General features: G+C 64.4%; 14 protein-coding genes and 1 riboswitch. Of the genes, 11 read left to right on the top strand and 3 right to left on the bottom strand.

All coding sequences use genetic code 11. The features are described 5' to 3' along the window. Positions 1-225 precede the first annotated feature (225 nt). From VPH40_RS07775 to VPH40_RS07740, 8 genes are all read left to right on the top strand, one after another. On the top strand, positions 226-1,584 hold the full coding sequence (locus VPH40_RS07775; RefSeq protein ID WP_328573142.1) for an efflux RND transporter periplasmic adaptor subunit: 1,359 nt from the start codon (positions 226-228) through the stop codon (positions 1,582-1,584). After that, the gene (locus VPH40_RS07770; RefSeq protein WP_328573141.1) at positions 1,581-4,700 is read left to right on the top strand and encodes an efflux RND transporter permease subunit; all 3,120 of its coding nucleotides are present in this window, start codon (positions 1,581-1,583) and stop codon (positions 4,698-4,700) included. Before VPH40_RS07775 ends, VPH40_RS07770 begins: the two co-directional genes overlap by 4 nt. Further along, positions 4,697-7,951 (top strand): efflux RND transporter permease subunit, encoded by a 3,255-nt coding sequence (locus VPH40_RS07765; protein WP_328573140.1) that lies wholly within the window; start codon positions 4,697-4,699, stop codon positions 7,949-7,951. The genes VPH40_RS07770 and VPH40_RS07765 overlap by 4 nt, the downstream gene beginning before the upstream one ends. Further along, positions 7,948-9,375, top strand: a complete 1,428-nt coding sequence (locus VPH40_RS07760) for an efflux transporter outer membrane subunit (RefSeq protein WP_328573139.1) — start codon at positions 7,948-7,950, stop codon at positions 9,373-9,375. Before VPH40_RS07765 ends, VPH40_RS07760 begins: the two co-directional genes overlap by 4 nt. A 139-nt stretch (positions 9,376-9,514) precedes the next feature. Next, positions 9,515-12,109 carry a chemotaxis protein CheB gene (locus tag VPH40_RS07755; RefSeq protein WP_328573138.1) on the top strand — a complete coding sequence of 865 codons (2,595 nt, stop codon included), beginning with the start codon at positions 9,515-9,517 and terminating at the stop codon, positions 12,107-12,109. Then, the gene (locus VPH40_RS07750; RefSeq protein ID WP_328573137.1) at positions 12,106-14,226 is read left to right on the top strand and encodes a sensor histidine kinase; all 2,121 of its coding nucleotides are present in this window, start codon (positions 12,106-12,108) and stop codon (positions 14,224-14,226) included. The genes VPH40_RS07755 and VPH40_RS07750 overlap by 4 nt, the downstream gene beginning before the upstream one ends. Before the next feature lie 87 nt (positions 14,227-14,313). After that, positions 14,314-16,470, top strand: coding sequence for a S46 family peptidase (locus VPH40_RS07745; RefSeq protein ID WP_354669650.1), 2,157 nt, complete (start codon positions 14,314-14,316; stop codon positions 16,468-16,470). Between the two features lie 153 nt (positions 16,471-16,623). Then, positions 16,624-17,157 (top strand): hypothetical protein, encoded by a 534-nt coding sequence (locus VPH40_RS07740; RefSeq protein WP_328573136.1) that lies wholly within the window; start codon positions 16,624-16,626, stop codon positions 17,155-17,157. A 27-nt stretch (positions 17,158-17,184) separates the two neighbouring features. Here the strand turns inward: VPH40_RS07740 and VPH40_RS07735 are convergent, their stop codons facing one another. Then, entirely contained in the window at positions 17,185-17,676 is a 492-nt protein-coding gene (locus VPH40_RS07735; RefSeq protein ID WP_328573135.1) for a hypothetical protein, read from the bottom strand. A gap of 52 nt (positions 17,677-17,728) precedes the next feature. Continuing rightward, entirely contained in the window at positions 17,729-18,364 is a 636-nt protein-coding gene (locus VPH40_RS07730) for a TetR/AcrR family transcriptional regulator (protein WP_328573134.1), read from the bottom strand. 67 nt (positions 18,365-18,431) lie between these two features. Between VPH40_RS07730 and VPH40_RS07725 the strand changes: the two genes are divergently transcribed. From VPH40_RS07725 to VPH40_RS07715, 3 genes are all read left to right on the top strand, one after another. After that, entirely contained in the window at positions 18,432-18,950 is a 519-nt protein-coding gene (locus tag VPH40_RS07725) for a DUF2867 domain-containing protein (protein WP_328573133.1), read from the top strand. Positions 18,951-19,036: 86 nt separating this feature from the next. Further along, positions 19,037-19,648, top strand: coding sequence for a nicotinamide riboside transporter PnuC (gene pnuC, locus VPH40_RS07720; protein ID WP_305056293.1), 612 nt, complete (start codon positions 19,037-19,039; stop codon positions 19,646-19,648). Next, entirely contained in the window at positions 19,648-20,196 is a 549-nt protein-coding gene (locus tag VPH40_RS07715; protein WP_328573348.1) for an ATP-binding protein, read from the top strand. The genes pnuC and VPH40_RS07715 overlap by 1 nt, the downstream gene beginning before the upstream one ends. On the opposite strand, the gene VPH40_RS07710 is transcribed toward VPH40_RS07715, so the two are convergent. Next, positions 20,193-22,340 carry a TonB-dependent siderophore receptor gene (locus VPH40_RS07710; protein WP_328573132.1) on the bottom strand — a complete coding sequence of 716 codons (2,148 nt, stop codon included), beginning with the start codon at positions 22,338-22,340 and terminating at the stop codon, positions 20,193-20,195. The two genes, VPH40_RS07715 and VPH40_RS07710, sit on opposite strands and share 4 nt — an antisense overlap. Positions 22,341-22,427: 87 nt before the next feature. Further along, a riboswitch (TPP riboswitch) is annotated at positions 22,428-22,525 on the bottom strand. Between the last annotated feature and the right edge of the window lie 56 nt (positions 22,526-22,581).

Genomic DNA, 22,581 nt, shown 5'->3' with positions numbered 1-22,581 from the left:
TGCCAGGCTGTGTGTAATTGTTTCAAGTAGAAATGAAACAGTTACATGACTATGCTAGAGTCGTTTCACGCTAGGGAGCGATGTTTTTTTCAGCTGACTTTCAGCTCTTGACTCCCCCGGCTTTGTACCGAAACAACCCCGAAAAACGGTCGTCCGGCCTGAGTGTGTTCCACCTCGGCCGGCGCCACAGACTCGCCGTGCCAGCGGCCTAGACAAGGATAAGCGATGGATTCGCAGACTACACCCAACACCCCGCGGCGCAGCCGCCGTTCGAAAATCGTCGGCACGGTCATCGCGCTGGCCGTGATGGCTGCACTGGGGGGCGGTGCCTGGTACCTGACCCATTCGGGCGTCAGTGCGCAGCCCGGCGCCGGTGGCCCCGGAGGGCCGGGAGGCCCGGGCGGGCGCCGCGGCGGCCCTTCGACCACCGTGGGCGTGGCCACGGCCGTGAAATCCGACTTGCCCGTGGTGCTCGATGCGCTGGGCACGGTGACGGCCGCGTCCACCGTGACGGTGCGCCCGCAAGTGTCGGGCATTTTGAAGGAGTTGAAATTCAAGGAAGGCGGCATGGTCAAGGCGGGCCAGGTGGTGGCGCAGATCGACCCGGCCCAGTTCGAGATGGCGCTGATGCAGGCCACGGGCCAGCGCCAGCGCGATGAAGCGCAGCTGGAAAACGCGCGCCTGACTCTGAAACGCTATCAAACCCTGCTGGGCCAGGATTCCATCGCGCGCCAGGATGTCGACACGCAGGCCGCCCTGGTCAAACAGTTGGAAGGTACCGTGATGACGGACCGCGCCGCCGAAGGCACGGCCAGGCTGAACCTGGGCTACACCAAGGTGGTGTCGCCGATCAGCGGCCGCGCGGGCTTGAAGGTGGTCGATATCGGCAACCTGGTGAGCACCAGCGACACGGGCGGCGTGGTGGTGGTGACGCAGCTGTCGCCCATCGACGTGGAATTTTCCGTGCCGCAGGATAAGGTGCAGACGATCCAGGAACGCCTGAATGGCGGCACGGCCCTGGCGGCGCTGGCGCTGGACCGCACGCGCACGCATATCCTGGACAAGGGCAGCTTGACGGCGCTCGACAACCAGGTCGACGTGCAGACGGGCACCGTGCGCGCCAAGGCCCGCTACACGAACGACAAGATGGCCCTGTTCCCCAGCCAGTTCGTCAACGTGCGCCTGGAACTGGGCAACATCACGGGCGCCGTGCTGGTGCCCGTGACGGCCTTGCGCCACAGCAACAACGGCGACTTCGTGTACGTGCTGAAAGCGGACAAGACCGTCACCGTGCGCATGGTCACGCGGGGCCAGGCGACCACCGACATGGTGGAAATCCGCGCCGGCCTGGAAGCGGGCGAGCAAGTCATCACGGAAGGCGCCGACCGCCTGAAGGAAGGCGCGAAAGTGACCCTGGCGGGCGACAAGCCTGCCATGGGCGGCGCCGGTGTCGCCGGGGCGAACGGCGAACGCCGCCACCGCCGCCAGCACGCTGACGGCGCGGCCAGCGCTTCGGCGTCCGCATCGGCATCCGCGCCAGCCGCAGTGCCAGCTACTGCGCCGGCGAAGGGCGCAGCGCAATGAGTCCATCGACTCCCTTCATCAAGCGCCCCGTCGCCACGGCGCTGCTGATGCTGGCCATCGTGCTGGCGGGGCTGGTCGGCTTCAAGTTCCTGCCGCTGGCCGCCTTGCCGCAGGTGGACTTCCCCACCATCCAGGTGCAGACCCTGTACCCGGGCGCCAGTCCCGAAGTCATGGGGCAGACCGTGACGGCGCCGCTGGAGCGTCAGTTCGGGCAGATGTCGGGCTTGCAGCGCATGAGTTCCACCAGCGCGGCCGGCGTTTCCATCATCACCCTGCAATTCACCCTGGGCCAGACGCTGGACGTGGCCGAGCAGGAAGTGCAGGCGGCCATCAACGCGGGCGGGTCCCTGCTGCCGACCGACTTGCCGGCGCCGCCCGTGTACGCGAAGATCAACCCGGCCGACGCGCCCGTGCTGACCCTGGCGATTACCTCGGACACGATGCCGCTGACGCAGGTGCAAAACATCGTCAACACGCGCCTGGCGCTGAAAATCAGCCAGGTCAATGGCGTGGGCCTCGTGTCGCTGTCGGGCGGCCAGCGTCCCGCCGTGCGCATCCAGGGCGACACCAAATTGCTGGCCTCGTACGGCCTGGGCCTCGACAGCCTGCGCACGGCCATCGCGGCGGCCAACGTCAACAGCGCCAAGGGCAGTTTCGACGGCCCCACGCGCTCGTTCACCATTAACGCGAACGATCAACTCGTCACGGCGGAAGACTACAAGCGCCTGATCATCACCTATAAAAACGGCGCGCCCGTGCGCCTGTCCGACGTGGCGAATGTCGTCGACAGCGCGGAAAACACGCGCCTGGGCGCCTGGTCCGGCAAGCAGCCGGCCATCATCCTGAACGTGCAGCGCCAGCCCGGCGCCAACGTCATCAAGACGGTCGACGCCATCAAGGCCCTGCTGCCGGACCTGCAGGCCAGCCTGCCGGCGGCCATGAAGCTCGACGTGCTGAGCGACCGCACGACAGGCATCCGCGCCTCGGTCGAACACGTGGAAATGGAACTGCTGCTGTCCGTGCTGCTGGTGGTGCTGGTGATCTTCGCCTTCCTGCACAGCATGCGCGCCACCGTGATCGCCAGCCTGTCCGTGCCGATTTCGTTGATCGGCGCCTGCGGCGTCATGTATCTGCTCGGCTACAGCCTGAACAACCTGTCCCTGATGGCGCTGACGATCGCCACGGGCTTCGTCGTCGACGACGCCATCGTCATGATCGAAAACATCGCCCGCTACATCGAGGAGGGCGAAACGCCGATGGCCGCTGCCCTGAAAGGCGCGTCGCAGATCGGCTTTACCATCATCTCGCTGACCGTCTCCCTGATCGCCGTGCTCATTCCCCTGCTGTTCATGGGCGACGTGGTGGGCCGCTTGTTCCGCGAATTCGCCATGACCCTGGCCATCACCATCCTGATTTCCGCCGTGGTGTCGCTCACCCTGGTGCCGATGATGTCGGCGCGCTGGCTGAAGAGCCACGCCGATGAAAAAATCAGTGCCACGGGCCAGCGCATCCAGGCTTTCCTCGACAAGGTGATCGTGCAGTACGACCATGCGCTCGTGTGGGTCTTGAAACGCCAGGGCCTGACCTTGCTCGTCGCCCTGGCCACCTTGCTGCTGACCGTCATCCTGTACATCACCATTCCGAAGGGACTGTTCCCCACGCAGGACACGGGCCAGCTGCAGGCGCGCATCGAAACCTCGCAAGCCGTCTCGTACGAGCGCATGGCCACCTTGCAGCAGACAGCCGCCAGCGCGCTGCTGGAAGATCCTGCTGTCGATACCTTGAGTTCCCTCGTCGGCGTCGATGCGGCCAACAATACCATGCTGCATACGGGTAGCATGCTGATCAATCTCAAGCGTCCGCGCAGCGGCAGCCAGGACGAGATCATGGAGCGCCTGCGCGACCGCGTGGCCAAGGTGGCCGGCGTGACCCTGTATCTGCAGCCGACGCAGGATCTGACCATCGATGCGGAATCGGGGCCGACGCAGTACCGCGTCTCGCTCGAAGGGGCCGACACGGCCACCGTCACCGAATGGGCCGGCAAGCTGGCGGCGCGCATGCGCGAAAAAACGCAGCTGCGCAACGTCGTCACGGACGCGGGCGCCACGGGCGCCGCCGTGACGGTCGCCATCGACCGCGACAGCGCCGCGCGCATGTCCGTCACCACGGCCACCGTCGACGATGCGCTGTACAACGCCTTCGGCCAGCGCATCATTTCGACGATTTTCACGGAAACCAACCAGTACCGCGTGATCCTCGAAGCGCAGCCGGGCATCGTCACGACGCCGTCCGACCTGTCGGACCTGCAGGTGCGCACGGGTTCCGGCAAGTCGACGCCGCTGTCCGCCTTTGCCAGCGTCAGCGAAAAACAGGCGCCGCTGCAAATCACGCACGTGGCGCAATACCCGGCCACGACGCTGGGCTTTGATACGACGCAAGGCGTGGCCCTGGGCAGCGCCGTCGACGCCATCCGCCAGGCGGCGAAAGACATCGCCTTGCCGCCATCGGTGACCTTGACCTTCCTCGGCGCGGCCGGCGCGTATGAAAACTCGCTGTCGAACCAGCTGTGGCTCATTCTAGCCGCCGTCGTCTGCGTCTACATCGTGCTGGGCGTGCTGTACGAAAGCTATATCCACCCGCTGACGATTTTGTCGACGCTGCCGTCGGCTGGCGTGGGCGCCTTGCTGGCGCTGATGATTTCCGGGCAAGACCTGGGCGTGATCGGCATCATCGGCATCATCCTCCTGATCGGCATCGTCAAGAAGAACGCCATCATGATGATCGACTTCGCCATCGAGGCCGAGCGCGACGAAGGGAAAAGCCCGCAGGAAGCCATCCACCAGGCGGCGCTGCTGCGCTTCCGCCCGATCCTGATGACGACCCTGGCGGCCCTGTTCGCGGCCGTGCCGCTGATGCTGGGCTGGGGCGAGGGCGCCGAGTTGCGCCGTCCGCTGGGCCTGGCCATCTTCGGCGGCTTGATCGTCAGCCAGGTGCTGACCCTGTTTACCACGCCCGTCATCTACCTGGGCTTCGACCGCCTGGGCCAGCGCTTCGCGCGCAAGACGCCCGGGGTGAAGCTGGACAAGCCGGCCGATAACGCGGGGAGCGCCGCGTGAACCTGTCCGAACCGTTCGTCAAGCGCCCCATCGCCACCGTGCTGCTGACCATCGGCATCGCGCTGGCGGGCATCGGCGCCTTCTTCGTGCTGCCCGTCTCGCCGCTGCCGCAGGTCGATTATCCGACCATTTCCGTCAGCGCCAGCCTGCCCGGCGCCAGCCCCGCGACCATGGCCACGTCGGTGGCCACGCCGCTGGAACGGCGCCTGGGCGTGATCTCGGGCGTGAACGAGATGACGTCGTCGTCGGGCACGGGCTCGGCGCGCATCAATCTGCAGTTCGACTTGAACCGCAAGATCGATTCGGCCGCGCGCGAAGTGCAGGCCGCCATTGCCGCCTCGCGCGTGGACTTGCCGGCCACCCTGCGCAGCAACCCCACCTACCGCAAGGCCAATCCGTCCGACGCGCCCGTGATCATCCTGGCGCTGACGTCGAAGACGCGCACGCCGGGCCAGATCTACGACGCCGTGTCGAACCTGGTGCAGCAAAAGGTGGCGCAAGTCAAAGGCGTGGGCGACGTGGAACTGGGCGGCGGCTCGCTGCCGGCCGTGCGCGTGGAACTGCTGCCGTACCAGCTCAATCACTATGCCGTATCGATGGAAGACGTGCGCGCGGCCATCCAGGCCAGCAACGCCAACCGCCCGAAAGGGGCGATTTCCGGCGACGAGCGCAGCCTGCAGATCTATTCGGGCGCGGCGACGGCGTCGGGCGGGCGCAGCGCCGCCGATTACCGCAGCCTGGTGGTGGCCTGGCGCGATGGCGCCGCCATCCGCCTCGACGACGTGGCCGAAGTGGTCGACGGCGTGGAAAACACGAATACCCTGGGCCTGTTCAATGGCGACCCGGCCGTCATCGTGCTGATCACGCGCCAGCCGGGCGCCAACGTCATTGCCACGGTGGACGGCGTGCGCGCGCTGCTGCCGCAACTGCAGGCGCAGCTGCCGGGCGACATCAAGCTGCAAGTGGCGTCCGACAGCACCAATTCCATCCGCTCGTCCCTGCACGAGATCGAGTTCACGCTGATCCTGTCCATCGTGCTCGTCGTGCTGGTGGTCAGCGCCTTTTTGCGCAGCGTGCGCGCCACCATCATCCCCGCCGTGGCCACCATCGTCTCTTTGCTGGGCACTTTCGGCGTGATGTACATGCTGGGCTTTTCGCTAAATAACCTTTCCTTGATGGCGCTCACGGTGGCCACGGGCTTTGTCGTCGATGATGCCATCGTGGTGCTGGAAAACACGCAGCGCCACATCGAGGCGGGCATGGACCGCTTCAAGGCGGCCCTGCTGGGCGCGCGCGAAGTGGGCTTTACGGTACTGTCGATCAGCCTGTCGCTGGTGGCCGTCTTCATCCCGCTGCTGTTCATGGGCGGCCAGGTGGGGCGGCTGTTCCGCGAATTCGCCGTGACCCTGTCGGCCGCCGTGATGATTTCGCTCGTCATCTCGCTCACCACGACGCCGATGATGTGCGCCTGGCTGCTGAAAAGCGGCGAGCACCACAAGCCGCAAGGCGTCGTCGCGCGCTGGTTCGAACGGGGCTTCGAGCGCATGCTGAACGTGTATGAACACTGCCTGGACTGGGCCTTGTCGAGCGCCGCTCTCGTGATGACGATCCTCGTGTTCGTCGTCGGCCTGAACGTGTACCTGTTCGCGGCCGCGCCCAAGGGCTTTTTCCCGCAGCAGGACACGGGCCAGATCAATGGCGGCATGCGCGCCGACCAGAGCATCTCGTTCCAGGCCATGCAGGCCAAATTGCGCCAGCTGGTCGACATCATCAAGGACGATCCGGCCGTCGCCACCGTCGTCGGGTTCACGGGCGGCGGCAGGGCGGGGGGCGGCTTCATGTTCATCGACTTGAAGCCGGCCTCGCAGCGCACGGACAAGGGGCAAGCCGTGATCGCCCGCCTGCGCCCGCAACTGGCCAAGGTGACGGGCATTTCGCTGTTCCTCAACCCCGTGCAGGATTTGCGCATGGGCGGGCGTTCCAGCAATTCCACGTACCAGTACACCCTGATCAGCGACAACCAGGCGGACTTGAAGAAGTGGGCGGCGAAACTGGCCGACCAGATGAAGCTGCAGCCGGCCCTGATCGACGTGGACACGGACCAGGCGGAAAACGGCGTGGAAACGTTTGTTTCCATCGACAAGGACCGCGCCACGCAGCTGGGCGTACAGGTGAAGGATATCGACAATGCGCTGTACAACAGCTTCGGCCAGCGCCAGGTGGCGACCATCTACGATGAGCTGAACCAGTATCACGTAATCATGGAAGTGGCGCCCCGCTACGCGCAAAGCCCGGAAGCGCTGCGCTCCGTGTACGTGCCCGCGTCGAATGCGGCCGCCGTCGCCGCCACCGGCACGACGGCCGCCAGCGCCGCCGCGGCCAGCACCAGCGTGGCCGCGACGACGTCCAATACGACGGCGGCGCGCGATCCGTCCAGCGGCTCGGCCTTGAGCACCACTCTGGCGAAGATGGTGCCGCTGTCGTCGTTCAGCAGCTTCGCGGAAAGCTCGACGGCGACGTCGATCAACCACCAGGGCGGCGAACTGGCGACCACCGTGTCGTTCAACCTGGCCGACGGCTATCCGCTCAGCGACGGGCAGGCTGCCGTGGCCCAGGCGGAGTCGGAAATCGGCATGCCCGTGAACGTGCGCGGCAGCTTCCAGGGTTCGGCGAAGAGTGCGCAGGACAGCAACAAGGAGCAGCCGCTGCTGATCCTGGCGGCCATCGTGGTGATCTACATCGTGCTGGGCATCCTGTACGAAAGCCTGATCCACCCCGTCACCGTGCTGTCGACCTTGCCGTCGGCGGGGGTGGGCGCCGTGCTGGCCTTGCTGCTGTTCCGCATGGAGTTTTCCATCATCGCCCTGATCGGCGTGTTCCTGTTGATCGGTATCGTCAAGAAAAATGCTATATTGATCATCGACTTCGCGCTGGAGGCCGAGCGTTCGCGCGGGCTGACAGCTGTGGAAGCGGTGCGCGAGGCTTGTTTGCTGCGTTTCCGCCCCATTCTGATGACCACCCTGGCGGCGGCGCTTGGCGCCTTGCCGCTGGCGATCGGTTTCGGCGAGGGGTCAGAGCTACGCCAGCCCTTGGGGGTCGCCATCATCGGCGGCCTGATTGCCAGCCAGTTACTCACATTGCTGACCACCCCGGTGGTCTACATCCTGCTCGACAAGCTGCGCACGCGCAGCGCCGACGAGCAGCAATTGAGCCGCATTCCTGGGCCAGATAACCCGAGCACACAATCATGAAGCAAGTAAAACCTATCGTATCGACCGTCCCTGCACGCCACCTGCTGGCACTGGGCGTGGCCACCGCCGTCCTCCTGCTGTCCGGCTGCGCCGTCAGCCCCGCGTATGAAACGCCGACGGCCGCCGCGCCGCAAACGTTCAAGGAGGCGGCCGGCTGGCAGCCTGCCGTGCCGGCCGACACCCTGGAGCGGGGACCGTGGTGGACCCTGTTCGGCGACGCGCAATTGAACCAGCTGGCCGAAGGCATCGACATCTCGAACCAGAACGTGGCCGCCGCCATCGCTTCCTACGAGCAGGCGCGCGCGCTGGTGCGCGAACAGCGCGCCTCGCTGTTCCCCACCGTGAACCTGACGGGCAGCGGCGCCCGTTCGGGCGGCGGCGAGCAGCAGACGAACAACAACTTCAAGGCCGCCATCGGCGCGTCGTGGGAACCGGACGTGTGGGGTAAGCTGCGCGCCGGCGTGACGGGGGCCGATGCCAGCGCCAGCGCCAGCGCGGCCGACCTGGCCGCCGCGCGCCTGTCGGCGCAGGGCGAGCTGGCCACCAATTACTTTTCGCTGCGCCAGAGCGATGCGCAGATCGCGCTGCTGAATGCCACCATCGATGGCTACAAGCGCGTGCTCGACATCACCAGCAACCGCTTCAATTCGGGCATCGCCGCCAAGTCCGACCTGCTGCAGGCGCAGACGCAGCTGGCCAATGCGCAGATCGACCTGTCCAGCCAGACGCGTTCACGCGCGCAGCTGGAACATGCGATCGCGATACTTTTGGGCCGCGCGCCGTCCGAGTTCAGCCTGGCCGTGGCGCCGTGGACCCTGACCGTGCCCGAGGTGCCGCTGGGCGTGCCGTCGACCCTGCTGCAGCGCCGTCCCGACATCGCCGCCGCCGAGCGCCGGGTGGCCGTGGCCAACGAGCAGATCGGCATCGCCCGTTCCGCGTATTACCCGAGCCTGAACCTGACGGGTTCCTACGGTTCCGGCGCCAGCAAGGTGGGCGACCTGTTCAATGCCTCATCGAGCCTGTGGTCGCTGGGCGTGTCGGCCGCGCAAACCCTGTTCAACGCGGGCGCCACCACGGCCAGCGTGGATGCGGCCAAGGCGGGACACGAGGCGGCCGTGGCGCGCTACCGCCAGACGGTATTGAGTGCCTTTGGCGCCGTGGAAGACCAGTTGTCGGCCACGCGCGCGCTGGCCGAACAGCTGGCCCTGCGCCAGCAGGCGTCGTCCGCCGCCGACCAGGTCGAGCAGCAGATGCTGAACCGCTACAACGCGGGCCAGGTCGGCTATACGGACGTGGTGACGGCGCAAGTGACGGCCCTGTCGGCGCGCCGTTCGCTGGTGCAGGCGCAGGCGGACCGCCAGACGACGGCCGTGGCCCTGATCCAGTCGCTGGGCGGCGGCTGGCACGTGCCGCAGGCGCAGTAAAGGGGACGGCACGGGGGCAGCCTGGCGCAGGGAAAAGCCCTGCGCCAAATTCGTGTTTTTCCGCGCATCTTGAGTGCTAGAATGCAAGATTATCAATTCCCAGCCTGACGCTTTGGCCGTGGCTGCACTCTTGCAGAAGATGACACGCAGTAAACACAGCAATGCTTCCGTCCCTGAAGTGGCCACCATCGTTTTCCCCGTGGTGGCCATCGGCGCATCCGCCGGCGGACTCGATCCCATCGTTGCCTTCCTGGCGAACGTGCCGCAGGAGAGCGGGATTGCCTATGTGGTGATCCAGCATCTTGATCCCACGCAAAAGGCCATGCTGCCGGAACTGCTGCAGCGCGCCACCAGCATCCCCGTCACGGAAATCACGCACCAGGCGGAGTTGCGGCCCAACCATATCTATGTGATACCGTCGAATGCCGACCTGGGCTTGTCCAAGGGGCGTTTCTTGCTCAGCGAACCGGTGCAGCTGCGCGGGCACCGCTTGCCCATCAATATCTTTTTCGAGAGCCTCGCAAGCGAGCTGGGCGAACTGGCCGTGGGCGTGATTTTTTCCGGCATGGGCAACGATGGCACGCGCGGCTTGCAGGCGATCAAGCAGGCAGGGGGGCTGACCCTGGCCCAGCATCCGGACACGGCCAAGTTCGACATGATGCCGCAAAGCGCGATTGCCGCGGAAGTGGTGGACCTGGTCGACTTTCCCGATAAGATGCCGGACAAGATCATCACCTATCTGTTCCGCAGCAGTTTCCTCAGCCTGCCGGGCCATGAACCGAACGGGCGCAATTCCTTGCAGGAAATTGTCGCCTTGCTGTCCGAACACACGGGCAACAGTTTTACGGATTACAAGATCAACACGGTGCTGCGGCGCATTGAGCGGCGCATGAGCTTGTATCAAATGACGTCGATGGAAGAATACGTGCCGTACTTGCGCGCCAATCCCACCGAAATCGACTTGCTGTTCAAGGAATTGCTGATCGGCGTGACGAGTTTCTTCCGCGACCCGAAAGTGTGGGAATACCTGAAGATGGTCGCCTTGCCGCAATTGCTGGCGGCCCATCCGGAAGGACGCGCGTTCAAGGCCTGGGTGCCCGCCTGTTCCACGGGCGAGGAAGCGTATTCGCTGGCCATGGTGTTCCATGAAGTGGTGGCCAGCATCAATCCGCCGTCGAAGTACAGCCTGCAGATCTTTGCCACCGACCTGTCGGCCGACGCCATCGACCGCGCGCGCCAGAGCCACTTTCCGCAAAGCATCAGCAGCGATGTGTCGGCCGAGCGGCTGGAGCGCTTCTTCTTGCGCGACAAGAACGGCTACTACGTGAAAAAAGAGATACGCAACACGATTATCTTTGCCCAGCAAAACATCATATCAGACCCGCCGTTTACCAAACTCGACATCCTGTGCTGCCGCAATTTGCTGATTTATCTCAATGCCAAGCTGCAGCAGCGTTTGATACCCTTGTTTCATTACGCCTTGAACCGCGACGGGATTTTGCTGCTGGGCAGCGCCGACACGCCCGGTCATTTTTTAGACCTGTTTTCACCGCTGACCACGTCGACCCGGCTGTACCGCCGCCTCGACAACCTGGCGCGTCAGCGCCTGCCCACGTATTTCCCCACCAAGGTATCGTTGGCATCCCCCCCTACACCTAGCGACACGAGAGAAGTCAGCATGACTGGAAAGATTCAATCCCATGTCGAGCAATTATTGCTCCAGAAATATTCGCCTGCTGCCGCGCTGCTGAACCAGGATGGCGATATCCTGTATATCAACGGGCGCACGGGCGCTTTTCTCGAACCGGCAGCCGGCAAGGCCAACTGGAATATCCACGCCATGGCGCGCGAAGGCTTGCGTTACGAGCTGGCTAGCCTCATCAAGGAAGCCTTGCAGTGCGAGAGGGTGGTGCGCCTGAAGGGGCTGGTGGTCAAGGACCATCTGGGACAATCGCTGGGCGTCGACCTGAGCGCGGAAGCGCTGAGCCAGCCTGAATCCTTGCGCGGCATGGTGTTCGTGACGTTTGCCAGCGCGCCGCTGGTGGCCGAGGCGCGCCGCGGCCGCTCGCCGAACCCCAAGGTGCTGGAACTGGAACAGCAACTGGCGCAGGCGCGCAATGAAATCCAGGCCGTGCGCGACGAGATGCAGACGTCGCGCGAAGAACTCAAATCGGCCAACGAGGAACTGCAGTCGACCAATGAAGAGCTGCAATCGACGAACGAAGAGCTGACCACGTCGAAGGAAGAGATGCAGTCGCTCAACGAAGAGTTGTACACGGTCAATGCCGAGCTGCAATCGAAGGTCGATGATTTGTCGCTGGTCAATAGCGACATGAAGAATCTGCTCAATAGTACCGATATCGCCACCATTTTCCTGGACAGCGACCTGCGCATCCGCCGCTTCACGGCGCCGGCCACGCAAATCTATAAGCTGATCCAGACGGACTTGCGCCGCCCGCTCAGCGACATCGTCAACGACCTCGATTATCCGGGCCTGGAAGACGATGCGCTGGAAGTGATCCGCAGCCTGGTGTTTTGCGAGCGGCAAGTGGAAACCAAGACGGGGCGCTGGTACAACGTGCGCATCATGCCGTACCGCACGATTGAAAATGTGATCGATGGCGTGGTGGTGACCTTCATCAACATTACAGAGTCGAAACTGCTGGAAGCCCAGCTGCGCCAGATCCAGTCCGGCGCCGTGGCCGGCGGCAGTAGCGGCGAGCACGTGTCATGAGCGAACCATTCGACGGCAGCGCGCCGGCCCGCCTGAGAGAGCAGGCGGAGCAATTGGCCGCGGAGCAGCGCCAGCCCGTGCCGCAGTCGAATGAAGACGTGATGCGTCAGCTGCATGAGTTGCAGGTCAGCCAGATCGAGCTGGAAATGCAGAGCGCGGCCCTGGCCGAGCTGGAACAGCTGAAAAATGAATTTGAAAGCAGCCGCGACCGTTATGCGCAGCTGTATGAACAGGCGCCCGTCAGTTACTTTTCGCTGGCGCGCGAAGGCGTGATCACGCGTGTCAACGTGGCAGCCTGCGGCTTGTTGCAACGCGACAAGAACCGGCTGCTGGGACGGCGTTTCGAGCAATTCGTCGCGCCCCAGGCGCAGGGCGGCTTCCGGCGCTTCCTCGACGCCGTCTTCACCGGCGGCGCGCGCCAGGTGCTCGAAGCGCCGTTGTTCGAAGGCGAAGCGGGCGGCATGTGCGGCATGGTGCGCATCGAAGCCAATTACGATGCGGACAGCGCCACGGCGCGCATGCTGGTGACGGACCTGGGCGACGAGCACGCGCGCGAATCGGCCTTGCGGCGCGCCTTCGTGATACTCGACAGCATACGCGAAGGCGTGCTGGTGACGGACAGCGCCAACCGCATCATTTCCGTCAACCCCGCGTTCACCACCATCACCGGCTACCAGGCGGAGGAAGCCATCGGCCGCGATCCGTCCTTCCTCGGCGGCGGCACGCATCTGCCGCATTTTTATGAAGCCATGTGGCGCAGCCTGCACCAGGATGGCAGCTGGTATGGCGAACTGGTGAACCGGCGCAAGAATGGCGAGCGCTTCGTCGAATCGCTGTCGATCACGCCGATGCGCAGCCCGGATGGCGCGATCAGCCATTTTGTCGGCGTGTTTTCCGATATCACCGAGCGCAAGCTGGCCGAGGCGGACTTGCGCGAACTGCATCGCGAGCTGGACCAGCGGGTGGTCGACCGCACGGCCGAATTGCTGCGGGCCAACCAGCACCTGCAGCTGGAAGTGCACCAGCGCGAGCGGGCGCAGGAAGCCTTGCGCGATGCCGAGCGCTTCTTTCACGCCACCATCGATTCCCTGACGGACCGGGTGCTGGTGCTGGACCGGGCAGGCCGCGTCGTGCATGCCAACCAGGCTTGCCTGGCCTTCGTCGGGCAAACGCCGCAGCCGCTGCACTACCTGGAATTTTGCGACACGGACCCGCGCTGGCAGCGCAGCGCCGGGCGCGAGCTGGCCGCCGGCATCCGCTCCGTCATCGCCGGCAACGCGGACACGTTTGCGCTCGAGTATGAGTTTGCCACGCGCTCGGGTCCCCGCTGGTCGCAGGCCAGGATCAGTCGTTTCCTCGGCGAAGGGCCGCTGCGCGTGGTGGTGGCGCACACGGACATCACCGAACGCAAGCTGATGGATGGCGCCCTGCGCCAGTCGCATGCGCAGCTGCGCCAGCTGGCGCTGCACCTGGAAACGGCCAAGGAAGACGAGCGCAAGCGCATTTCGCGCGATATCCACGATGAACTGGGGCAAAACCTGCTGGCGCTGCGCATCGATATTTCCATGCTCAGCGCGCGCACGGAAGGCTCCCATCCGCGCCTGCACCGCCGGGTCGGCGCCGTGCTCAGCAACGTCGACACCACCATCAAGAGCGTGCGCGGCATCATGAACGAGCTGCGCCCGATGGCGCTGGACCTGGGCTTGCAAGCCGCCATCGAGTGGCAGGTGGGCGACTTCCGCAAGCGCAGCGGCGTCGCTTGCCAGCTGCTGATACGCGACGAGGCATTGTTTTCCGCCATCGGCAGCCAGGTCGAGATCGTGCTGTTCCGCATCGTGCAGGAAGCGCTCAGCAACGTCATGCGGCATGCCCAGGCCAGCCAGGTCGAGATCGAACTCAGTTCGGATGCCTGCGCCGTGTACGTGGCCATCAGCGACAACGGCATCGGCATCACGCCGCAGCAGCAGCGCAAGAAGCAGTGCTTTGGCCTGATCGGCATCGCCGAGCGGGTGACGGCGCTGGGCGGGCAGTTCGAGGTCGGTGTGCCGGCCTCGGGCGCCGGTTGCCGGCTGGCCCTGCAGATCCCCTTGCAGGGGACGGGACGGCCGGCCGCCTGATACAGAAATTGCAATGGGATAATTTTTGCCGACTCAGGCCGCCTGGACAGGCTATACTTTCGCCTGCTTTTTATGGAGGAGCAAATCTTGTTCAAGACAATCGTATTACCAGTCGCCTTGCTGGGCGCGTTCGCCGGCGCACACGCCGACGAAGGGCAGTGGCAACCACACCAATTGCCGCAGCTGAAAGCCGAACTGAAACGGGTCGGCATCGACATTCCTGCAGAAAAACTGGCCGACCTGAGCAAGCACCCGATGAGCGCCATCGTGTCGCTGGGCGGTTGCTCGGCCGCCTTCGTTTCCGACGCCGGCCTGGTGGTGACGAACCACCATTGCGCGTATGGCGCCGTGCAGCGCAATTCCACGCCGGAACACAATTACATCACCGACGGCTTCCTGGCCAAGACGCGCGCCGCAGAGCTGCCGGGCGGTCCGAACAGCCTCGTGTATGTGACGGACAAGGTGGAAAACGTCAGCGACCGCGTGCTGAAAGGCTTGACGGCCGACATGAGCGGCCGCGCGCGCCACGAAGCCGTGGAAAAGCGCATCAAGGACCTGATCGCCGAATGCGAAACGGACAAGATGTACCGCTGCTCCGTGCCCGCCTTCCACCGCGGCCTCGAGTACTACCGCATCCGCCAGATGATGATACGCGACGTGCGCCTCGTGTACGCGCCATCGGACAAGATCGGCAACTTCGGCGGCGATACCGACAACTACGAGTGGCCGCGCCACACGGGCGATTACTCGTTCCTGCGCGCCTACGTGGGCAAGGATGGCCGTCCGGCCGACCCGTCGCCCGACAACGTGCCGTACCAATCGAAGGATTTCCTGGTGGTCTCGGCCGAAGGCTTGAAAGCCGGTGACGGCATCTTGCTGGCGGGCTACCCCGGCCGCACCAGCCGCTACAAGCTGCCGGCGGAAATCCGTTTCGCGCGCGATACGGCCTTCCCCCTGAAAGTATCCGAACTGCAAGCGGACCTGGCCGTGATGGCCGACTCGACGAAGGGCGACGCGGCCGCCGCCGTGCGCTATGCGAGCGTGGTGAAAAGCATCAACAACGTGCTGAAGAAAACCCAGGGCTTGCTCGACGGTTTCGCCCGCAAGGACATCGCCGCCATCAAGGACGTGCAGGATGCCGAGTTCCGCGCCTGGTACGCGAAACAGCCGAACGTGTCGCCGACCCTGCTGGCCGAACTGGACGCGGCGATCGCCAGCGACATGGCCTTGAGCGAAGAAGAGTTCGCCTGGAGCGTGGCCACCAACAGCGACTTGCTGAAAAGCGCGCGCACCATCTACCGCCTGTCGCTGGAGCGCCAGAAAGCGGATGCCGAGCGCGAATCGGGCTTCCAGCAGCGCGACCTGGCCTTCATCAAGGCCCGCCTGGCCCGCCTGGAGCAGTCGTATGTCAACAAGGTCGACCAGGCGCGTTTTGAAGCCGGTCTGAAGCGTTACGCGCAACTGGCGGCGAAGAGCCATCCGCAAGGCCTGGACGCGCTGCTGCCGGCGCCAGGCGCCGTGGCGGCCCTGTATCAGCAGACGCAACTGGCTGACACGGCCAAGCGCCTGGCCTGGCTGGAAAAGGACCAGGCCGCTGTTGCCCAGTCCGACGACGCCTTCATGGCGCTGGCCATCAAGCTGCAGCCCGTCGAAGCGGCGCTGGAAGAGCGCCGCAAGGAGATCGACGGCAACCTGGAACGCGTGATTCCGCAATACATGCAAGCCGTGATTGCCTGGAAGAAATCGCAAGGCAAGCCGGTCTATCCTGACGCCAACTCGACCCTGCGCGTGACGTACGGCACGGTATCGCCGTACTCGCCGCGCGACGGCATCACCAAGGGGCCGTTCACGACCGTGGAAGGCATCGTCGAGAAAGTCACGGGCAAGGCTCCGTTCGAAGCGCCGCAAGGCTTGATTGACGCCGTCAAGCAAAAACGCTACGGCCAGTTCCGCGACCCGGCACTGGGCACGGTGCCCGTCAACTTCCTCACCAGCGCGGACACCACGGGCGGCAATTCCGGCTCGGCCGTGATGAACAAGCGCGGCGAATTGATCGGCCTGAACTTCGATTCGACGTATGAATCGATCACCAAGGACTGGTACTTCGACACGGCCATCACGCGCGCCATCCACCTCGACATCCGCTACATGCTGTGGGTGATGAAGGAAGTGGACCACGCGGATAACTTGCTGCAGGAAATGACGATCAAGTATCCGAAGGCAGTGAAAGCTGCAAAGAAATAAGCTTCAGCTTGCGCTAGCGCAAAGCCGCATCCGCCGCAGGGCCGATGCGGCTTTTTTGCGGCCGCACCGTACGCGCGGCCGGCGCCTGCCGCATCGGCTGCGCCACGTATAATTCCGATCACTTTCCACCCTTATTTTTTCGACAGGCCCGCCATGCCCCCGACTCCCGCTTTACCACTTGATTGGCAGACATTTGAAACTGCCTACGACGTCGAAGAAACCTGCTTCAAGCTGGCCAGCGCGTCGCTGGCCTTGCTGGGCGCGTCCCCATTCAAGGACCAGGCATTTTCAGCCTTTGCCTTCAACGCCGTATCGTTCCCCTCCCTTTCGCTGAGCCTTGACACCGATCCCGCCAACCGGGAGCGCGATTACTATCCTCCGGACTGGTCGAACGAGTGCATCGAAGTCGACGTGCCGGAAATCGGCCAGCTGTGGGAGGAGGGCTATGCAAGGATCGAAGGCGCGCTGCTCGAGCTGATCGACGCTGCCGATGACGAACTGCTCGATGCCATCGAGGAAGGCTATCTGCACAGCCTGAGGAAAACCATGGTGCGGCTTGAAACGAGCCATGCGTTCGAGCAGATCAGGACCTGCCCGCGATTCTGGACCGTCGTCACGCAAATCGACGCCGATACGGAGGAAGAGGAGCGGCAGCTTGACCAGGTGCGCCAGGGCTTGCCGGTGTGAGCCTCCGCCGCCATTGCAGGCCGCGCGCTATAGCAGGGCTTGCCAGCGCCTGACTTCCGCGTCCGTCAGCATCGGCCCCCAGCCGCCACGCAGCGCCGCATCGTGCTGCACATAGTGCGCAAGCGGCGGCGCCGCCACGCCATGCCTGGCACAGATATCAAGCACGGCTTCCAGCTGGCGCCGGCTTGCCGCAAGGTCATCGCCATGCCAGGTACAGGCGCTCGTTTCCAGCACATGCCCGACAAGTTGCTCCAACGTGCCGAGCAGGTGCCCGGGCAGCGCCATGCGCAGGTCGTCCGGCCAGGGATCGCCCATGCCCGTCACTGCCAGGCAGGCAAAGCCGCGCTCCCAGGCGGCAAAATCCCCGGGCGCGAGCTGCGCCACCTTCCACGCGTGGCCGGCGAACGCGGACAGCGCCGGGTGGTGCAGGGCATGCTGCCGGCAAAAGCGCTGCAGGCACGTGAGCGCAAGGCATTGCCTGGCAATCACGGAGAGCGTGTCTATCGATATGTTATCCATGAATCATCAGTTCCTGAAGGTGGCACTTGCCGATAAGCGAGTCAATTTGGCTTTATTGCGGTTGTCCCGCCTGGCAAGGCAGCTGCCGCAGCGCCTCCACGGGCAACTGAAAAAAGCGCGGCACCATGGCCGGCGACAGCTCGTCGCCGCCGTCCGCCATGGCCAGGCGGCCACTCAGCAGCAGCATCACGTAGCCGTGGCCCAGCGACCAGCCTGCGCTGGCGGCGGCCTTGTCCCAGCGCGCATCGAGGCCCGCTTCGCGCACGGCCGCGCCTGCCGTCTGCAGCACGTACTGGAAGCATGCCTGCGCCGCGTCCTGCAAGGCGGGGAACTGGCGCACGTCCTGGTGTTCGAACATCAGCCGGTAGTGGGCCGGCGCGGCCAGGGCGAATTCGATGTATTGCTGGCCCAGCAGCTGAAAACGCTGTTCGGATGGCAGGCTGCCCTGCGGCGGCAGTTCGGCTTCCCATTTGGCGATCAGGCTGGCGAAGCCGGCCGCCGCCACGTCGGCCAGCAAGGCTTCCTTGCTGGGGAAGTGGCGGTACACGGCGGCGATCGACACGCCCACCGTGCGCGCCAATTCGCGCAGGGAAAGGGTGGCGTCGTGCTGCTGCGCCAGTTGCGCGATGGTGGCGGCGACCAGGGTGTCGCGCAGGTTGCCATGGTGATAATTGCTGTTCGTGCTCATGTTATGTTATCGCTGTTCACATTGTCGTGTATGATGGCCATGTTATCACTGAACACATGGAGAGCACATGCAAGAGATAAGCAACGTGGTACGTGCCGTGGCCTTGCCGCCAGGCGCCAGCATCGCCCCCTTGTACCCGGGCAGCCACCTGGCCGACGCGTATGCCGTCGAGCTGCCGACTGCGCAGGCGCGCCAGATGGACATGGAAAGCCTGGCGCGCGTGCTGCTGGGCAGTCAGCCCGGCTGGGCGCGCAAGCTGATGGTGGTGCGCGACGCCATCGTGGCGCGCTTCGGCATCCGGACGGCCAGGCAGATGGAAGCCAGGCCTGGCAAGCGCATCGGCATCTTCCGCATCTTTGCCGTCAGCGACGATGAAATCATCGTGGGCGAGGATGACAGCCACCTGGACTTCCGTTTGTCGGTGCTGCGCAACCGCGACGCGGGGCGGCATGGCAGCGTGACCATGTCGAGCGTCGTGCATTGCCATAATCGGGTGGGGCGCGCCTACATCCTGCTGATCCGGCCCTTCCACAAGCTGATCGTGCAGCGTTCGCTGGCGCGCGCCGTCAAGGGCGGCTTTGCCTGAGCGGGGAAGGGGGCTGGCGGTGCGGGCAATCTTGCTTATTCATGGCTGGTATTGCATACTGCACCACCAGCCTCATCACGATTCCCATGAACGATACGCTTCTCCTGCTGGGTTTTGCCACCACGCCGCTTGAACTGATTTCCTTTGTCCTGGCATTGACAACCGTTGCGCTGAACATCCGCCAGAATCACTGGGCGTGGCTGTTCGCCATCATTTCCTCGGCCGCCTACGGTTTCGTGTTTTTCGAATCGCGCCTGTATGGCGACATGGCCTTGCAACTGCTGTTCATCAGCGTCTCGTTCTGGGGCTGGTACCAGTGGCTGCATCCGGCCAGCGGCGGCAAGACCCTGCCCGTGACGCGCCTCGACGGCCGCGGCTGGCTGGCATGCGCCGTCGGCTGGCTGGCAGGCTTCCTGCTCATCGCCTGGCTGCTGACGACGACGGACACGGACGTGCCCCATGCGGACGGTTTCCTCACGGCAGGCAGCCTGGTGGGACAATTCCTGCTGTCGCGCAAGAAACTGGAAAACTGGATCGCCTGGATCATCGTCGACGTGCTGTACGTGTGGCTGTATGTGCACAAGGGCCTGACCCTGACGGCCGTGCTGTATGCGTTCTTCGTCGTGATGGCCGTCATCGGCTTGCTGGCGTGGCGAAAGTCGGCCCCGGCCGCGCCGAGCGCGATGGTCCTCAAGTGATGGAACGTTGCGTGCGCGTGGCCATCCTGGGCGCGGAATCGTCGGGCAAGTCGACCCTGGCGGCGGCCCTGGCCGAGCGCCATGGCAGCGTCTGGGTGCCCGAGTATTTACGCGAGTTTGTGGAAACGCAAGGCAGGGTGCCCGTGGCGGCGGATCAGTATGGTATTGCGCGTACGCAAGTCGAACGCGAAGCGGCCGCTGCCGCCCAAGCCCGCCACTTCCTGTTTTGCGACACGACGCCCTTGATGACGGTGGTGTACAGCCGCCACTATTTTCACGGTGCAGATGCGCAACTGGCGGCGCTGGCCGATGCCACGCAGTACGATCTGACCCTGGTCACGGCGCCCGACAGCCCCTGGGTGGCCGATGGCTTGCAGCGCGAGTCGGAAGCCGTGCGCCAATTGATCTACCGCTACCTGCTCGATGAGCTCGACGCGCGCGGCATCGTCTACCACGTGCTGCGCGACAGCCTGGAGGCGCGCCTGGAACAGGCGGCGCCTTTGCTGCAGCAGGCGCTCGCTGCGGCGCCTGTCATTTCCCTCAATTAAAAGTCAAATTGCGCCGAGACCTTGAACGTGCGGCTGGCGCCCGGATACAGATAGCCATCCGATTCCGGCGTCACGTCGCGCCAGTAGAACTTGTCGGCCACGTTGTTGACGGCGGCGCGCAGCACGGCGCGCGTGCCGGCGATGCGCGTGGCGTACGCGGCGCCCAGGTTGAACACGTTGTACGACGGCACGAAGGTCGTGTTGCTGTACTCAAACGCTTTCTTGCCCGCATATTCCCAGCTGCCATTCACGCTCAAGCCCTCCACCTGTTGCACGGCGTAATCCGCATGCACGGCCGCCTTGAAGGCCGGCACGTTGGGCACGCGCTTGCCGTCGAGGTCGGCATTGCCCGTGCCTGACTGCTGGCTGTTCAGGGCCGTCACGGACGCGCCCAGGCTCAGGCTGGACGATGCCTTGCCCTGGGCCGACAATTCCAGCCCCCGGTGCTGGGCCTGGCCTTCGCGCACGAAGTTATAGGCGGTGCTGTCGACGTACTGGTTGAATTCCAGGCCCTTGCGGATCTGGAACAGGCTGGCCGCCAGCATGAAGTCCGGCGTCACATCCATCTTCACGCCGACTTCGACCTGCTTCGAGCGGCTGGGCGACAATTCCACGTTCGCATTGAGCGCCTTGCGGTCGGCCGTGCCGCCATGTTCCATGCCTTGCGAATAGGCCGCGTACACGGACAGATTGTCGAGCGGGGTGTAGACGAGCGAGACGTTGGGCAGCAGGAAATCGTGCTTGGCGCGGATTTCCGTGTCGGCCTTGAGAACATACTGGTAGCCGTCGACATTGATATGGCGCAAGCCGCCATGCAGTTTCCAGTCCGGCGCCAGGCTGACGATGTCCTGCACGAAGACGGAGTTTTCCGTGTCCTTGCGCACCAGGCGCACGGGGCCTTGCACGCCCGTCGACATGTCGACGATCTGCGGGCGGTAGATGTTGCTCACGCCGGCCCAGTCGTACACGTACAGGCCGGCGCGGTCCTTGCGGCGGAAGGTCGAGACGCCGGCCGTGAATTCATGGCGCAGGGAACCGGTGGCGAACTTGCCCTGGATCATGGCTTGCGCGCTCAGCGGTTTTTTCGTCTCGCCCAGGCTGCGGTAGTCGTACACGTCGAAGTCGCCATTGCCGCAGAAGCCTGGGTACAGGTCTTGCGCGCTGCAGCCGTAAGGGAAGGCCGTGTAGTCGTCGCGCTTGAACGAGTGCTGGTTGGCCGACAGGGTGGCATGCCAGTCGTCATTGAACGCGTACTGGAAGCGCAGGCCGAGATTGCTGGTGACGGTTTCCACGGGACGCGTCCACGGCTGCAGGTTGAGCATGGCGTCGGCGCTGATGCCGGTCGGCAAGGTTTTATTGTTCAGCAGCTGGAAGCCGGGCGCCGTCGCCTGCGCCTTGTCCTGATAGTCGGCATCGATTTGCAGCAGCGCTTGCGGCGAAATCTGCCAGTCGAAGGCGCCGGAAATGAACTTGCGGTTGCCGTCCGCGCCCTTGATGTAGGAGCGCAGGCGCTCGGCGGCCACGTTGACGCGGTAACCGAAGCGCGTGTCTTCCAGGCGGCCGCCCAGGTCGATGGCGCCGTACAGGGTGCCGCGCTCGCGCGTTTCCACGATGACCGTGCGCAGCGGGGCGGCGGTGGGGCGCTTGACGATGAAGTCGATCACGCCGCCCGGCGCGGCCACGCCTGCCTGCAAGCCGGCCAGGCCCTTCAGCACTTCGATGCGTTCCTTGTTTTCCAGCGGGATTTGCGTGTCGCCAGGAATGGCCACGCCATCCTTGCGGTAGCTGGAATTGTTGTCGAGCTTGAAGCCGCGGATGGAAAACTGTTCCGCATAGCCGACGGCGTTGTAGGCGTCGTTGATGCTGGTGTCGAGCTTGACGGCATCGCTGAGATTGCGGATCTGCAAGTCCTGCATGTCTTTTTGCGAAATGACGGTGACGGATGCCGGCGTCTGCAGCAGCGGCGCGTCACTGAAGCCGCCCACTGACGCGCGCTTGGCGGCCGGCGCCTTGCTGGCCGTGACGACGACTTCGGCCATGCTTTGCGCCTGCGGGTCGGCTGCGTCGGAAGCCAGGGCGGGCGCGGCAAACGCGTGCAGGATGGCCAGGGTCAATACAGAAACGGATAAATTCGGTGTGGACATAGATTGCTCGTGGTTCAAGCCGTCTCTATAAAAAGAGCACGGCAGGCTGCTTGTTCGGCTGGCGCCAACGCAGGAGCTATCAAAGGAGGGAGGTACTTTGCGCTTTCCTTCGCTGGCATTATCCAGATCAGGTACGAAGGGTATCTCTCACCCGGATGACTGCTCCAGGACCCCTAGCGAAATGACAGCTTAGCATGAACCACGGCCAGCTGTCCCACCCGGCTGACCGTTTTACAACAGT

The sequence above is a fragment of the Janthinobacterium sp. P210005 genome (assembly GCF_036231865.1).
Classification (GTDB): domain Bacteria; phylum Pseudomonadota; class Gammaproteobacteria; order Burkholderiales; family Burkholderiaceae_D; genus Janthinobacterium; species Janthinobacterium kumbetense.
The sequence above is the reverse complement of the archived record's forward strand: the minus strand, read 5'-3'. Positions and strand labels throughout refer to the sequence as shown.